This window comes from Pseudomonas sp. H1_F01 (assembly GCF_054681425.1).
In genome coordinates this window covers 6,555,729-6,571,061 of sequence record NZ_CP162823.1, presented here as the reverse complement: position 1 = coordinate 6,571,061, position 15,333 = coordinate 6,555,729, and the positions used below count along the sequence as shown (strand labels likewise).

The window sequence follows — 15,333 nt, the reverse complement described above, 5'->3', positions numbered from 1 at the left end:
TTCGAGTCCAGGTGATCGTCATGTGGTGGAGTAAAGGCAAATCGCGGGTAACCGAGGGCGCACAGGCCCTGGCATCGCCAATGATCATGTCCCTGGAGCCGCGAATGCTATTCGACGGCGCGGTGGCGGCAACCGTGGCCGACGCTGCTCAACCGGATGCACATCCGACGGCCGATGCGGCCAAGACGCCCACGGCGGACCAGCCGGCCGACACCCATGCACCCCAGGGCCAGGTCGATGCCACCGAGGCTGCCGTGCCGGGCAAGTCTGTGGTGTTCGTCGATTCCCGGGTCAAGGATTCCGCCAGCCTGCTCGAAGGCGTGGCGCCTGGTACCCAGGTCGTGCAACTGGATGCCAGCAAGGACGGCTTGCAACAGATCGCCGATTACCTGGACACCCACCAGGGCATCAGCTCGGTGCAGATCATCGCCCACGGTAACGCTGGTGATTTGTGGCTGGGCAACAGCTACCTGTCGGCGGATAACGTCCAGGCCCGCAGCGAAGTGCTCGCGCAGATCGGCCAGGACATGAATGCCGGTGGCGATATCCTGATCTATGGCTGCTATACCGCCGAAGGCGAACGTGGCTTGAGCCTGGTCGATTCATTGGCGCAGTTGACCGGCCGCGATGTAGCGGCGTCCGACGACCGTACCGGCCTGGGCGGCGACTGGGACCTGGAAATCGCCACCGGCAACATCGAAAGCGCCAACGTGCTCTCGAACTCCGCCATGAGCGAGTACCAATGGGGCCTGGCCACCTGGACCGCCACCAATAACCTCAATTCGGGTATCGGTTCTTTGCGCGCAGCCCTGGGTTCGGCGCAGAACGGTGACATTGTCACGTTCAATACCAGCATGACCGTCGCGCTGACCCAAGTGCTGGTGGTCGATAGAAACGTCACCATCGATGGCGACCTCAACAACGACAACGTCGCCGATGTGACCCTGGATGGGCAATATCGCACCCAGATCATCAACGTGACGTCGGGTACCACCGCCACCCTCGATGGCCTGGTCATTACCCGGGGCATGGTGGCAGGCAACGGTGGTAACGGCGGCGACGATGCGCTGGTGTCCCAGGGCGGCGGCATCTACAACGCCGGCACCTTGACCCTGAGAAACGTCACGGTGACCGCGAACGCCGCTTCGGGCGGCGGCGGTGGCGGTGGTGTAACGCCGCAGTACGCCGGTGGCGGCGGTGGTGGCGGTGGCGCGATCACTGGCGGTACCGGTGGCAAGGGCGGCGACACGCTCAACTCCACGGGCTCCAACGGCACGGCCGGACAAGGGGGCGCGGGCGGCGGCTTCTTCAACATTGGCGGGCGTGGCGGTTCCACCACGGGTGGCGCGGGCGGTGCGGCTTATCCAGGCTACAGCACCGGTTCGGCCGGCGGCACGGCCACCAGCGGAGGCTTGTCCATCGGCGGTGGCGGCGGTGGCGATGGTTATGACGACATCGGCGGCGCTGGCGGCGGCGCGGTGGGGGGTATCTACAACGATACCGGCGCAACCCTGCGGATCATCGGCAACTCGGTCATCTCCAACAACGTCGGTGCCGGCGGTGGTGGTGGTGGCGGCGGGGCTGGCGGTAGCTATCTCCAGGCGGGTGGTGCGGGTGGTGTCGGTGTCGGCGCCATCTGGAACAAAGGCTCGATCCTGATCACGGCTGCCAACTTCGCGGCCCTGGCCGGTAACGTCGGTGGCAGCGGCGTGGGAGGGACAAGCGCTGGCAGCGCTGGCGTTTCGCCGGCGTCGGTGGCCAACGTCTACGGGGATGGCGGCACCATCAACACCAACTATGTGCCGGACGAGACGCCGCCCACCGCGACCGTCGTGGTGGCCAATACCAACCTGAACTCCGGTGGTACGTCGACGGTGACCATCACCTTTTCCGAAGCCGTTACCGGCCTTACCGCAGCGGACCTGACGGTGCAGAACGGCAGCGTCGGCACCTTGACCAGTGGCGACGGTGGCATCACCTGGACTGGTACGTTGACCGCGGCCAGCAACATCGCCGACACCACCAACATCATCACCCTGAACAATACCGGCGTCGCCGACCTGGCCGGCAATGCCGGGGTGGGCACCACCGACTCGAACAATTACATCGTCAATGACACCGTGGCACCCACGGCGTCCATCGTGGTGAGCGACACGGCCCTGAGGATTGGCGAGACCTCCACGGTCACCATCACCTTCTCCGAAGCCGTTTCCGGCTTTACCACGGCCGACATGACGGTGGCCAACGGTACGCTTAGCGGCCTGAGCAGCAGCGACGGTGGCATCACCTGGACGGCCACGCTGACGCCGGATGCGGCGATCACCGATACATCCAATCTCATTGTCCTGAACAATACGGGCGTGGCGGACCTCAATGGCAACGCCGGCGTGGGGACGACCAACTCCAACAACTACGCCATCGACACGCAACGCCCGACCGCCACCATCGTGGTGTCTGACACCGCGCTGCGCGTCGGTGAAACCTCCGTGGTGACCATCACGTTCAGCGAGGCGGTGAGTGGTTTTACTACCGCCGACCTGACGGTCGCCAATGGCACGGTCACCGGCCTGAGCAGCAGCGACGGTGGTATCACCTGGACCGGGACGCTCACACCAAGTGCCAGCGTCAGCGACACCACCAACCTGATCACCCTGGATAACACCGGCATTGCCGACCTGTCCGGGAACGCCGGCAGCGGGACCACCGACTCCAACAACTACGCCATCGACACCGCGCGCCCGACCGCCACCATCGTGGTGGCCGATACCGCGCTGAACATCGGCGAAACCTCACTGGTGACGATCACCTTCAGCGAGGCGGTGACCGGTTTCACCCTGGCTGACCTCACCGTTGCCAATGGCTCCTTGAGCGGCCTGAGCAGCAGCGACGGCGGCATCACCTGGACCGCGACGCTCACCCCGAGCGCCAGCACCACCGATGCCACCAACCTGATCATCCTGGCCAATACCGGTGTGGCAGACGCGGCGGGCAACACCGGCAGCGGCACCACCAGTTCCAACAACTATGCCGTCGACACCCAGCGTCCGACCGCGACTATCGTCGTGGCCGACAACGCCTTGAGCGTCGGCGAAACCTCGCTGGTGACCATCACCTTCAACGAAGCGGTGACAGGCTTTACCACCGCCGACCTGACGGTCGCCAACGGTACGATCACCGGCCTGAGCAGCGGCGACGGCGGCATCACCTGGACCGGCACGCTCACGCCAAGTGCCAGCGTCAGCGACACCACCAACCTGGTCACCCTGGATAACACCGGCATTACGGACTCAGCCGGCAACGCTGGCAGCGGGACCACCGATTCCAATAACTACGCCATCGACACCGTGCGTCCGACCGCCACCATCGTGGTCGCCGACACGGCCATCGCCGTTGGCGAAACATCGCTGGTGACGATCACCTTCAGCGAGCCCGTGACGGGTTTCACCCTGGCGGACCTGACCGTCGCCAACGGCAGCCTGAGCGGCCTGAGCACCAGCGACAACATCACTTACACCGCGACCTTCACGCCGAGCGCTGGCATCAGCGATACCACCAGCCTGATCACGCTCAATAACACGGGCGTGGTGGACGGTGCAGGCAACGTCGGCAGCGGTACCACCGACTCCAACAACTACGTCGTCGACACGCTGCGCCCGACCGCCACCATCGTGGTTGCCGATACGGCGCTGAGCGTTGGCGAAACGTCGCTGGTCACCATCACCTTCTCCGAAGCGGTGACCGGTTTCGACAATTCGGACCTGAGCGTGGCCAACGGCACGTTGAGTGCCGTCAGCAGCAGTGATGGCGGCATCACCTGGACCGCCACCTTCACGCCAGCCCTCGGGGTCAGCGACACGTCCAACCTCATTGTCCTGAACAACACCGGCGTCAGCGATGCGGCGGGCAACACCGGTACCGGCACCACCAACTCCAACAACTACCAGGTCGACACCAACGTGCCGACGGCGACCATCGTGATTGCCGATACCACATTGAGCATCGGCGAGACGACGTTGGTCACCGTGACGTTCAACTCGGCGGTCAGCGGGTTCGACAACGCGGACTTGACCGTCAGCAACGGTACGCTCAGCACCATGAGCAGCACCGACGGCGGCGTCACCTGGACGGCCACGTTCACGCCGAGCGCGAGCATTTCCGACACCAGCAACGTGATCACCCTGGACAATACCGGCTTGATCAACGCTGCGGGCAACGCCGGCGTGGGCACCACCGACTCCAACAACTATGCTGTCGATACAGTGCGCCCAACCGCGACCATCGTCGTGGCCGACACCGCCATTGCCGCTGGCGAGACCTCGCTGGTGACCATCACCTTCAACGAGGCCGTGACGGCATTCACCAGTGCTGACCTGACGGTCGCCAACGGCGTGATCTCCGGGCTGAGCAGCAGCGATGGCGGCATCACCTGGACTGCGACCTTCACGCCGACCAGTGGCGTCACGGACACCAGCAACGTCATCTCGCTCAACAGCGGCAGCATCGTTGACCTGGCGGGCAACCTCAATGTCGGCGGCACCGACTCCAACAACTACGCGCTGGACACCGAACGTCCGACCGCAACGATCGTGCTGGCCGATGCCAACCTCAGTGTCGGCGAAACCTCGCTGGTGACCATCACCTTCAGCGAGGCGGTGACCGGTTTCACCAACGCTGACCTGAGCGTTGCCAACGGCACGCTGAGTGCCGTCAGCAGCAGCGATGGCGGCCTGACCTGGACTGCGACCTTCACGCCGACCCTCGGTGTGCGGGATACATCCAACCTGATCATCCTGGACAATACCGGCGTGAGTGACGCGGCGGGCAACACCGGAGCCGGCACGACCAACTCGACCAACTACGCGATCGACACGCAGGTGCCGACGGCGACCATCGTGGTGGCCGATACGTCCCTGAGCATCGGTGAAACCAGCCAGGTGACCATCACCTTCAACGAAGCGGTGAGCGGTTTCGACAACAGCGACCTGACCATCAGCAACGGCACGCTGAGCAACGTGTCGTCCTCCGACGGTGGCGTTACCTGGACGGCCACGTTCACACCGAGCGCGAGCATTTCCGATACCAGCAACCTGATCACCCTGGACAATACCGGTGTCGTCAACGTCTCAGGCAACGCTGGCGTCGGCACCACCGATTCGAACAACTACGCCGTCGACACCGTGCGCCCAACGGCGACCATCGTCGTCGCCGACACCGCCATTGCCGCCGGTGAGACCTCGCTGGTGACCATCACCTTCAACGAGGCCGTGACCGGTTTCACCGACGCCGACCTGAGCGTCGCCAACGGTACGCTCAGCGGGTTGAGCAGCAGTGACGGCGGCATCACCTGGACCGCGACTTTCACTCCGACCAGTGGCGTCACGGACACCAGCAACGTCATCACCCTTGCCAACAGCGGCGTCGCCGACCTGGCGGGCAACGCGGGCAGCGGCACCACTGATTCGAACAACTACAGCGTCGACAGCCAGCGCCCGTCCGCCACTATCGTGCTGAGCGATTCGGTGTTGAAACCGGGTGAAACCGCGCAGGTGACCATCACCTTCAGCGAGGCGGTGACCGGCTTCAGCAACGCTGACCTGAGCGTCGCCAACGGTACTCTGAGCGCCGTCAGCAGCAGCGATGGCGGCCTGACCTGGACCGCAACCTTCACGCCGACCCTGGGCGTGACCGACACCAGCAACCTGATCACCCTGGACAATACCGGCGTGAGCGACGCGGCCGGCAATACCGGGACCGGCACTACCGATTCGGCCAACTATGCAGTCGAGACGCAGGTGCCGACGGCCACGATCGTGGTGGCCGACAGTGCGCTGCGCATAGGAGAAACCTCGCAGGTCACCATTACGTTCTCGGAAGCGGTGAGCGGTTTCGACAACAGCGACCTGACCATCAGCAACGGTACGCTCAGCAATGTGTCGTCCACCGACGGCGGCGTCACCTGGACGGCCACGTTCACGCCGAGCGCCAGCATCACCGACACCAGCAACCTGATCAGCCTGGACACCAGCGGCGTGGTCAACGCCTCGGGCAACAGCGGTGGCGGTGTGGTGGACTCCAACAACTACGCAATCGACACGGTTCGCCCTGGCGCCACCATCACCGTGGGCGATACCACCCTGGGCATTGGCCAGAGCACCACCGTGACCATCAGCTTCACCGAGGCGGTGTCCGGTTTCGACTTGTCGGATCTCAGTGTCGCCAATGGCGTGTTGTCCAACCTTGCCAGCAGTGACGGTGGCCTGACCTGGACCGCGACCCTGACGCCGACTGTGGGCGTCAACGATGCCACCAACCTGATCCTGCTCGATGCCGGCAATGTGCAGGACCTGGCCGGTAACGCCGGCGTGGGCATCGCGATTTCCGCCAACTACGCACTCGACGCCACCCGGCCGACGGCAACCATCGTGGTCGCCGACCCGAATCTGACAGTGGGCGAGACGACCCAGGTGACCTTCACCTTCAGCGAAGCGGTGACGGATTTTGACCTGTCGGACCTCAGCGTCACCAACGGTGAACTGACCAACCTGACCACCAGCGATGGTGGCAAGACCTGGACCGCGACGTTCACACCGACGGTGAACCTCACCGACCCGAGCAATTTCATTGCCCTGGACACCAGCAACGTCAGCGACCAGACGGGCAACGCCGGGGCCAGCGTGGCGGTGTCCAACAACTATGCGATCGACACTGTGGTGCCCAACGATGTGAAGCCGCCGCCGGAGTTCCTGACCACCGATCCGGTCACGGTTATCCCGCCGTCCGAGGTGCCGTTGCAACCGATCGTCTTTACCCCGCCGACCGGCAACCTCGGTTCGCCGCTGGGCTTCCCGCCGCTGTTCGAGCAACGGGACGTGGGCGGTGGCCTGCGGCCGATCGGGGATATTTTCATCAACCATGGTGCGCTTGCGCCGAGCTATATCGCCCAGGTCTTCAGCACTGACGCCGCCGGCGACGGTAGCGGCCAGGGGTTCCTGGGCTTTGGTGGTGGTGATGGCGGGGTGTTCGGCACCAGCACGCTGTCGACCCTGTTCAACCAGGACTCCGGCTCCGAGGGCGAATCAATGGACGCCTTCGACAGCCAGTCGATGCAGGGCGGCGATGTTTCCCAAGGGCTGCGCGGGACGTTCGGGGCGCCGACCCTGGGTCAGCAACTGCAACACCTCAAGGACACTGAACAGCGTCAGGTCGACAGCCTGGCGAGCGCGTTACAACAGGTCGGCATCAGCCAAGTGCAGGCCTGAATTCTAAAAAATATTGGGGCAGCCAGGGGCAATCCAGGGAATGAATAGAAGTCAGAAGTTATTCGGTATGAGTTTGCTGGCGTTGGTGGTGAGTGGTTGTGCGGTCACCAGCGATCCGATCGAGCGTAGCGTCAGCGAACAGCGCGCTCGAACCGACCTGCAGAATATGTACAAGGATCAGGAGCCGCTCAGCGGCCCGCTGACCCTGCACCAGGCCATGGCCCGGGCAGTGAAGTACAACCTCGAAGGCCGCTTGAAGATCATGGAGGAAGCCCTGGCCAAGCGTCAGTTGGACCTGGCCAGTTTCGACATGCTGCCGCGCATGGCCCTGGACGCCGGTTATGTGGGCCGCAACAACGTCAACGCCTCCAGCAGCCAGAGCGTGGAAACCGGCACCCAGTCCCTGGAGCCGTCGACCTCCCAGGACCGCGACCGCGAGGTGGCGGACCTGACCATGGTCTGGAACGTGCTCGATTTCGGCGTCAGCTACATCAGCGCCAAGCAGGCCGGGGACCAGCGCCTGATCGTGCAGGAGCGCCGGCGCAAGGTGATCAACACCATCGTCCAGGACGTGCGTTCAGCCTACTGGCGCGCCATGGCCGCCGAGCGCCTGCTCAAGCAGATCGACAGCCTGATGGCCCGGGTCGAGACGGCGCGGGACAATAGCCAGAGCATGAGCGAACAGCGCATTGGCGACCCGGTGCAGGCCCTGGGCTACCAGCGCTCGCTGATCCAGGCTACTCGCCAGCTCGAAGAGCAGCGTCGGGCGCTGTCCCTGGCCAAGACCGAACTGGCGACCCTGATCAACTTGCCCTTGGGCACCGAGCTGACCCTGGCGACCCAGGATGAATACGCCATCCCGGAACTCAAGGTCGACCTGGCCCGTCTCGAACAGGAAGCCCTGGCCAGCCGTCCGGAACTGCGCGAGCAGGATTACCAGACCCGCATCACCGCCGCCGAAACCCGCAAGGCCATGCTGCGCCTGCTGCCGGGGCTGGAGTTTTCCGCCGGCGGGCATTACGACAGCAACTCGTTCCTGGTGGAACAGGGCTGGGCCGACTATGGCGTGAAAGTCACCTGGAACCTGTTCAACGTGATTTCCGCCCCGGCGGCCATCGACGTGGCCAAGGCCGGTGAAGAAGTGGCGTCGGCGCGGCGCCAGGCGATGTCGATTGCCGTGTTGGCGCAGTTGTACGTGGCCAATGCCAACTATCGCGAAGCGCTGCGCCAGTTCAAGACCAGCCAGCAACTGGCGGACATCGACGGGCAGATTGTCGGTCAACTGCGCAACCGTCACGAGGCTGCCGGCATTGGCGAGCTGGATCTGATCCAGGGTGAACTGAACACCCTGCAGGCCGATCTGCGCCGGGACCTGGCCTACGCCGACCTGCGCAACGCTTATGGGCAGATCTTCGCCAGCGCCGGTCTGGACCCGCTGCCAAACGAAGTGCAATCGACCGCAGTCCAGTCGATTGCCTCGGCGCTGGCTAATCGTGAAGCAGCCTGGGCCCAAGGCGACATCACGGTGCCGACGACGGCCGCGGTGACTCAATAACCGGGCGCTGGCATGACGCGCCCGGCGTTTTCCCGGCTGCCGGTGGCGGTGAACCTGCCGTTGCTGTTGCAGGCACTGGCCGCCGTTGAAGACGAGCGCTGGCAGGGGCATTTCAACAGTGCCTATTACAGCGGCGACTGGAGCGGGGTGGCGCTGATCTCGGCGGCGGATGCCGTCACCGAGCTGTCGCCCGGGCGCGGTCAGCCCCTGCACCGCGCGCCTTGGTCAACGGATGGCCGTTGGCATGAGGCGTTGCGCGACTGGCCCCTGGAGATCGTCTCGGCCCGGCTGCTGCGGCTCGGGCCCGGCGGGTGCATCCACGAACATCGCGACTATGACCTGGACGGGCCGGACGCCGACCTGCGCCTGCACGTGCCGCTGCTCAGCTCGCCTGGCGTGGACTTCTTCCTGGATGGGCAAATCATTCCGATGACGGCGGGCGAGTGCTGGTTCCTCGACCTGGCGCGACCTCATCGAGTTGTGAATCGAAGCGCTCATTCGCGGGTTCACCTGGTGCTCGATTGTCGTCCTGGGCCTTGGCTGGCACAGCAGATTGCCGATGGGCTGCCCACCACACCCGCTGTGGGCGTCGGGCCAAGCGACTTTGTCCTTTTTCGGCAGCGTGTAGAAACGGATCCCCATCTCGCCCGAACCTTGCAGAACCTGCATGAGCCGGAAGCTTTCATTGACTCCGCTCTGGCGCTGGGGGCCGAACGAGGGCTTCATTTCACCCGGGAGGAGTTGCGGGCTGCGATGCGCACCGGTCGCCAGCAGTGGAGAGACCAATGGAAGACCTGAATCTGCATGGCTGGTTGCCGATCCGCGTATGGCAAGAGGCCGGGCAGTGGCGGGTCGATTGGTGCTGGTTCGGCGACGCGCGACTGTCGCAGCCATTCTTCGGCGACGCCGTGGAAGACGCCCTGCGCTTGCCCTTCAACCAGGCGTTCCGCCGCCAGACACCCTTGGACGTGTTCGGTCAGTGGCAACGACAAAGCCCGGGCCTGGCGCCCAGTGCGTTCATTTTCCATGCCTCCCGCTGCGGCTCGACCTTGATCAGCCAGATGCTTGCCCAATTGGACGATCACATCGTTATCTCGGAACCACCGCCCCTGGATACGTTGCTGCGCAGTGATCTGTCGCCTGCCGAGCAGTGCGTGGCGCTCAAGGGCTTGATGTCCGCCTATGGGCAGCGCCGCCGAGGCGTGGAGCAACGCCTGGTGGTCAAACTCGACGCCTGGAACATCGGTGAGCTGGCGCTGTTGCGTGAGTGTTTCCCCGACACGCCCTGGCTGTTCCTGTACCGCGACCCCTTGGAAATCGCCGTCTCCCACCTGCGGCGTCCCGGCATGCACATGGTGCCGGGGATGATCGGGGCGACGGTCCTGGACGATGGATTGCCGTTCGGCAGCCCGGAAGATTTCATCTCGCGTCGGGTGGGACGGTTGTTGGCGACGGGTTTGGAACACTGTCAGGTATTTGGCGCAATGGCGGTCAACTACACCGAACTGCCCGAGGCGATGACGGGCAGGCTGGCGGCGTTTTTCCGGCTCGATGATGAGCAATGCGGGCAAGTGTTCGCAGCGGTCGGGCAGCACGCCAAGCAGCCGGCGCAAGCGTTTGTAGGCGATAGCGAGGACAAGCGCCGGGAGGCTTCGGCGTTGTTGCGTGAGCGGGTCATGCGCTGGGCGCAGGGGCCCTATGAAGCTCTCGAAACATTGCGCTATGGCGAGGGGTTCTAGCGAAACGCCGCACTTCCCCATTGTGGGAGCAAAGCTTGCTCGCGAAACAGGCGCCTCGATTTCTGAAAGACCGCATCGCCGCCATCGCGGGCCAGCCTTGCTCCCACAGTGGGCAATGCATCAAGCCTTGTTGGGCGACAACTCCGCCATCCCCTTGAGCAATTCAATCGGCAAGGGGAAGACGATGGTGGAGCTTTTATCCCCGGCAATCGAGCCCAGCGTCTGCATGTAGCGCAACTGCATGGCGCCCGGCTGGCGGCCGAGCATTTCGGCGGCCTGCATGAGTTTTTCCGAGGCTTGAAGCTCGCCTTCGGCGTGGATCACCTTGGCCCGGCGTTCCCGCTCGGCCTCGGCTTGGCGGGCGATGGCGCGGATCATCGATTCGTTGAGGTCCACGTGCTTGATCTCGACGTTCGCCACCTTGATGCCCCAGGCGTCGGTCTGGGCGTCGAGCACTTGCTGGATGTCGCCGTTCAATTGCTCGCGCTCGGCCAGCAATTGGTCCAGGTCATGCTTGCCGAGGACCGCGCGCAAGGTGGTCTGGGCCAGTTGGCTGGTGGCCATGAGGAAGTTTTCGACCTGAATGATGGCTTTCTGCGGATCGAGCACGCGGAAATACAGCACCGCGTTGACCTTCACCGAGACGTTGTCGCGAGTGATCACGTCCTGGGGCGGCACGTCGAGGACAATGGTGCGCAGGTCGACGCGGATCATCTGCTGCACCACTGGAATCAGCAGGATCAACCCCGGCCCCTTGACCTGCCAGAACCGTCCGAGCTGGAACACCACTGCCCGTTCATATTCACGCAGGATCCGGAATGTCGAAGCCGCCAACGCGATCAACAGCAACAACAGCATCGTAAAACCGATTTGCATACCCATCTCAGACTCCTTGCGAATCAGCGGGGGCCACTTCCAGCAGCAAACCCTTGCGAGTGATGACACGCACCGCTTGCCCAGGCCGCAGCGGCGTCGCGCTTACCACCTGCCAGCGTTCGCCTTCCAACCGGACCCAGCCATGATGATGATTGCCGGCCTGCAACGCGGTCACCGTCGTGACACTGCCCAACAGCGCGGCATCGCCGCTGAAAGGTCGGCGCGGTCGTGTTTTCAACGCACGGACCAACAGGACGATCAGCAGCAAAGCACTGACCAGGCCCAGGCCGAGCATCAGCGGAACCGGGACTTCGGCGTTGGTCAGGATGACCGCGCCAATCACACACAGGACAATCCCGCCCAGCCCCGCGACGCCGTAATTGGGCAGGGCCGCCTCGAAGACCAGCAAGCCCACGCCAAAGGCGATCAGCCAGAAAGCCATCGGGTCGGTATATGGCAGCGCGAGGCCATCGGCGCCGAATGCAGGCCCGCTGATCGCCAGCAGCGCAACCGTCAACCAGTGAATGTTCACGGGATCCTCCGCAACGTGTATTCGTCGGGACGTTATCCAAAGTCTAGTCGAGTCGAGGGTTGATTGAATTTTGATCAGTCTGGCGGTCGGCGAGGGGCTAGACTGCGGAGAAACACCCCGCCATCTCCATTATGTTCAGGAGGCCCGTATGGAAACCCCAATTCACCCTCTTTCCTCATTATTCAAGCAACTTGGCTTGCCCGATGACGCTCAGGGCATTGATCAATTTATCACCAGCCATTCACCCCTCAAGCCTGGGCTGCACCTGGCCGATGCGTTTTTCTGGAGCGAGGGCCAGCGGCAAATGTTGCGCGACGAGATCCTCGAGGATGCGGACTGGGCGGAAGTGATCGACCAGTTGGATGTGTTGTTGCGCAAAGGGCGTAGCGAGTGAGATCGACGCATTACCTGTGGGAGCGAGCTTGCTCGCGATAGCGAACGGTCGGTCAGCATGGATGTACCAGACATACCGCTATCGTGAGTAAGCTCGCTCCCACAGGTTCGAGTTAATATTCTTTTCAGGTCTTAACAAATAGCTTCTTATTCCTTAAGTAATATAGCTCTCCTCCCTATACTCGTCCGGGAACAGACACGCAGGAGAGCACCCATGCGCAACGAATCGATTCGCTACCTGATTGTGCCGGGCTGGCAAGGATCGCCGGAAAATCATTGGCAAACCCACTGGCAGAACAGCTTGCCCAACAGCGCCCGGGTCGAGCAGGCCGACTGGGTCACGCCCCGGCGTGAAGACTGGGTCGCGGCGCTGGCCGAGGCCGTGGCCGCCGACAGCACGCCAGTGATCCTGATCGCCCATAGCCTGGGTTGCATCACGGTGGCTCATTGGGCCGCCACCGCGCCGGTGCAGTTCCTGCGACAAGTCCGTGGGGCGTTGCTGGTGGCGCCGGCGGATGTCGAGCGGCCAGCCTGCGCTCCGGCGCTGCGCAACTTCGCGCCGATTCCCACTGATCTGTTGCCGTTCCCAAGTCAAGTGGTCAGCTCCGACAACGACGCCGCCGTGAGCGCCCCGCGTGCCCTGGAACTGGCGCGCAATTGGGGAGCCGAGGCCGGGATCCTGGCGGGGGCGGGGCATATCAACGTGAAGTCCGGCCACCAGCGCTGGGAGCAGGGTTTCGCTTATCTCTATCGTCTGCAAAACCGCATGGAGCATCACGCCCTGCGTCGCGCCTGAATTTTTAGCGCCCCCCGTCTCCCGGCGGTCTGGGGCGGGAGCCAGCCATGAGTTTGCATGAAACCTTCGGTCAGCCCTTGCTGACCTTTCCCGATGCGGAAAAAAGCCCCCTGAGCATTCGCGCCAAGGCGCTGGTGTTCGTCGACCCCCGTTCACGGCAGTTGCGCCAGGAATTGGAGCAACTGGCACCCCGTGCGATTTCGGTGCTGATACGCGGCGAAACCGGTAGCGGCAAGGAACTGCTGGCCCGGCATATCCATCGCGAAAGCGATCGCGGCGGATTGTTTGTGTCGGTCAACTGCGGCGCTATCAGCCCGACCTACGCCGACGCCGAACTGTTCGGTTATGCCGCCGGCAGCTACAGTGGCTCGGCCAGCAGCCGGGCCGGTTGGTTCGGCTCGGCCAACGGCGGCACCCTTTACCTGGACGAAATCGGCGATTTGCCACTGCCGATCCAGATCAAGTTGCTGGCGGCCCTGGAGAACCACGAAGTCACCCGTGTCGGCGCGCATCAGCCCAGTCCGGTGGATGTCCGCCTGGTTGCGGCCACCAGCATCGACCTGGCGCAAGCAGTGGCCGCCGGGAAATTCCATGAGCGGCTCTATCACTACCTGAGTGAAGGCCGGCTCGAATTGCCCGCCCTGCGTGAGAGAGTGGGCGATATCCTGTCATTGGCCGAGTATTTCCTGGGCATCTACAGCCAACGCCTGGGCCTGACAGTGCCGCTGATCAGCGAAGCGGCGCAACTCGCACTTGAACAGCACAGTTGGCCGGGCAATACCCGCGAACTGGAGAATGTCATTCATTTTGCGTTGTTGGTGAGCACTGGGGATTACATCTTGCCAGAACATCTTAACTTGCCAGCCCTGACGGAACCTTTGGCGGTGGTAAAGCAGATGGCTCTAACGTTAGTCAGGTCCGGCAATCATCAGCAACTGGAGCAGTTGAAAGAGTGGTTTGCTGAACTCTGATTTGTGCATGTGCCCGCCGATTTTATTTAGCCCCGACGGCTGTGCCGTCGGGGCGATTTGTTATGTGAGTATTAAAAGTATTGCCTTGATAATGTTATGTCAGTCGTTAAGTTATATATTTTAATATAAATAATATGTTTGATTTGTCCGCTTGATTTACGGAGGTTTTGTGGCCGTTAATTGAATGGCGCAAGCAGTTTTGACTTGCGAATTCATTAACTAAAGGTCGAGGTTTAAAATGCAGTTTGGAAATGATACGTCTGTCGTGGCAAATGCTCCTGCATGGTTCGAGTTGCAAGAGTTCAAGATTTTTTCAGTGTCGGGTGGTAACCGAGTATATAGGAATGGTCGTCAACAGCTGAAGGTCAGGGTAGTTGTCGCGGTGGCAGATGCGTTTCATAGGAGAGTTCCCCTGACCCAGTCCGAACTTGACTCCATCGTTTTGGTCGATGCATCGAGTGGGTTGCCTTTGTCCAAAAAAAACAGATACGGCCCGGAGGGTACCCATGTATGGGAGTACATGGAGTTCCAAGATAGTCGATTTCGCGAACTGCCTCACAACGGCCCTGTGCCTGGTTCGGTACCGCCGGGACCGTTCGTCTATGTAGTGGATTTTTATGTCAGCAGCACTTCGTATACACCCATTAGAGTGCGGCCGCGAATAACGCGGGCGGACGGCGAGATGTTCCAGTTTGATACGAAAACCGAACTGGCATCTCTTCAATTGTATTCGCTTCCTGTGGCGGTTTATCGGGCAGAACAGTATTCGCTCAATCGCACTTCGGCCCCCTACGCCTCCACCTCGCGTGACATTGAAAAGGTCGAGGTTTTTGTCTTGGAACTGATCATTGATCAGCAGCGAATTGAGTTCGTAACGGGCTTCAATATCGGCACTCATCCGCGGATAGGAAGCTCGGATCGCCGATACACAGGTTATTACCTGGTTGGCTATGGCAATGGCAGGTATATGCGAACAGGCGGGGCTCCGAGGTGGGAGCGACCTGATGCGTTGGGAGGGAGTCGCAGCGAAGAAGGGCAGGTTGCTTTGGTACTTGCCTACGGCAAACACGGGGGGGATGTGTGGGTCCGAGACCCTGTATCCAACACGCTTATGGAATTTCAAGATATGTATGGGAATCCTCACCAACTGCGCTTGGAGCTAACCGATGATCCGCTTTTGGTCCGGATTCATCGATAAATAAAAAGACGTTT

The 15,333-nt window shown here is 62.3% G+C and carries 10 protein-coding genes; 8 read left to right on the top strand and 2 right to left on the bottom strand.

What is annotated here, in order from left to right:
* The first annotated feature begins 20 nt into the window (after positions 1–20).
* The 4 genes from AB4O09_RS29540 to AB4O09_RS29525 are packed head-to-tail and all read left to right on the top strand — an operon-like array spanning position 21 to position 10,553.
* Positions 21–7,259, top strand: a complete 7,239-nt coding sequence (locus AB4O09_RS29540; protein ID WP_053161694.1) for an Ig-like domain-containing protein — start codon at positions 21–23, stop codon at positions 7,257–7,259.
* Between the two features lie 40 nt (positions 7,260–7,299).
* Entirely contained in the window at positions 7,300–8,814 is a 1,515-nt protein-coding gene (locus AB4O09_RS29535; RefSeq protein WP_003196589.1) for a TolC family protein, read from the top strand.
* Between the two features lie 12 nt (positions 8,815–8,826).
* Positions 8,827–9,612 carry an aspartyl/asparaginyl beta-hydroxylase domain-containing protein gene (locus tag AB4O09_RS29530; RefSeq protein ID WP_003196591.1) on the top strand — a complete coding sequence of 262 codons (786 nt, stop codon included), beginning with the start codon at positions 8,827–8,829 and terminating at the stop codon, positions 9,610–9,612.
* Positions 9,600–10,553, top strand: a complete 954-nt coding sequence (locus tag AB4O09_RS29525) for a sulfotransferase family protein (RefSeq protein ID WP_003196594.1) — start codon at positions 9,600–9,602, stop codon at positions 10,551–10,553. The genes AB4O09_RS29530 and AB4O09_RS29525 overlap by 13 nt, the downstream gene beginning before the upstream one ends.
* 120 nt (positions 10,554–10,673) lie before the next feature.
* On the opposite strand, the gene AB4O09_RS29520 is transcribed toward AB4O09_RS29525, so the two are convergent.
* The gene (locus tag AB4O09_RS29520) at positions 10,674–11,435 is read right to left on the bottom strand and encodes a slipin family protein (protein WP_003196596.1); all 762 of its coding nucleotides are present in this window, start codon (positions 11,433–11,435) and stop codon (positions 10,674–10,676) included.
* Position 11,436: 1 nt separating this feature from the next.
* Positions 11,437–11,961, bottom strand: a complete 525-nt coding sequence (locus AB4O09_RS29515; RefSeq protein WP_003196597.1) for an NfeD family protein — start codon at positions 11,959–11,961, stop codon at positions 11,437–11,439.
* Positions 11,962–12,109: 148 nt separating this feature from the next.
* Here AB4O09_RS29515 and AB4O09_RS29510 point away from each other — a divergent pair, with 148 nt between their 5' ends.
* The 4 genes from AB4O09_RS29510 to AB4O09_RS29495 all read left to right on the top strand — a co-directional run bounded on the left by AB4O09_RS29510 (position 12,110) and on the right by AB4O09_RS29495 (position 15,319).
* Positions 12,110–12,355 (top strand): DUF2789 domain-containing protein, encoded by a 246-nt coding sequence (locus AB4O09_RS29510; RefSeq protein WP_003196599.1) that lies wholly within the window; start codon positions 12,110–12,112, stop codon positions 12,353–12,355.
* A gap of 213 nt (positions 12,356–12,568) precedes the next feature.
* Positions 12,569–13,150, top strand: a complete 582-nt coding sequence (locus AB4O09_RS29505) for an alpha/beta hydrolase (RefSeq protein ID WP_003196600.1) — start codon at positions 12,569–12,571, stop codon at positions 13,148–13,150.
* 47 nt (positions 13,151–13,197) lie between these two features.
* A complete protein-coding gene (locus AB4O09_RS29500) occupies positions 13,198–14,121 on the top strand; it encodes a sigma 54-interacting transcriptional regulator (RefSeq protein ID WP_003196603.1) in 924 nt (307 codons plus the stop codon).
* 238 nt (positions 14,122–14,359) lie between these two features.
* Positions 14,360–15,319: a hypothetical protein gene (locus tag AB4O09_RS29495; protein WP_027912155.1), complete on the top strand. Its 960-nt coding sequence runs from the start codon at positions 14,360–14,362 to the stop codon at positions 15,317–15,319.
* Positions 15,320–15,333 lie beyond the last annotated feature (14 nt).

What these genes read in the sequence shown, in the direction of transcription:
- AB4O09_RS29530 (WP_003196591.1), top strand. Translation starts at nt 8,827, where the DNA reads ATGACGCGCCCGGCGTTTTCCCGGCTGCCGGTGGCGGTGAACCTGCCG.
- AB4O09_RS29525 (WP_003196594.1), top strand. Translation starts at nt 9,600, where the DNA reads ATGGAAGACCTGAATCTGCATGGCTGGTTGCCGATCCGCGTATGGCAA.
- AB4O09_RS29520 (WP_003196596.1), bottom strand. Translation starts at nt 11,435, where the DNA reads ATGGGTATGCAAATCGGTTTTACGATGCTGTTGTTGCTGTTGATCGCG.
- AB4O09_RS29495 (WP_027912155.1), top strand. Translation starts at nt 14,360, where the DNA reads ATGCAGTTTGGAAATGATACGTCTGTCGTGGCAAATGCTCCTGCATGG.
- AB4O09_RS29500 (WP_003196603.1), top strand. Translation starts at nt 13,198, where the DNA reads ATGAGTTTGCATGAAACCTTCGGTCAGCCCTTGCTGACCTTTCCCGAT.
- AB4O09_RS29535 (WP_003196589.1), top strand. Translation starts at nt 7,300, where the DNA reads ATGAATAGAAGTCAGAAGTTATTCGGTATGAGTTTGCTGGCGTTGGTG.
- AB4O09_RS29540 (WP_053161694.1), top strand. Translation starts at nt 21, where the DNA reads ATGTGGTGGAGTAAAGGCAAATCGCGGGTAACCGAGGGCGCACAGGCC.
- AB4O09_RS29505 (WP_003196600.1), top strand. Translation starts at nt 12,569, where the DNA reads ATGCGCAACGAATCGATTCGCTACCTGATTGTGCCGGGCTGGCAAGGA.
- AB4O09_RS29510 (WP_003196599.1), top strand. Translation starts at nt 12,110, where the DNA reads ATGGAAACCCCAATTCACCCTCTTTCCTCATTATTCAAGCAACTTGGC.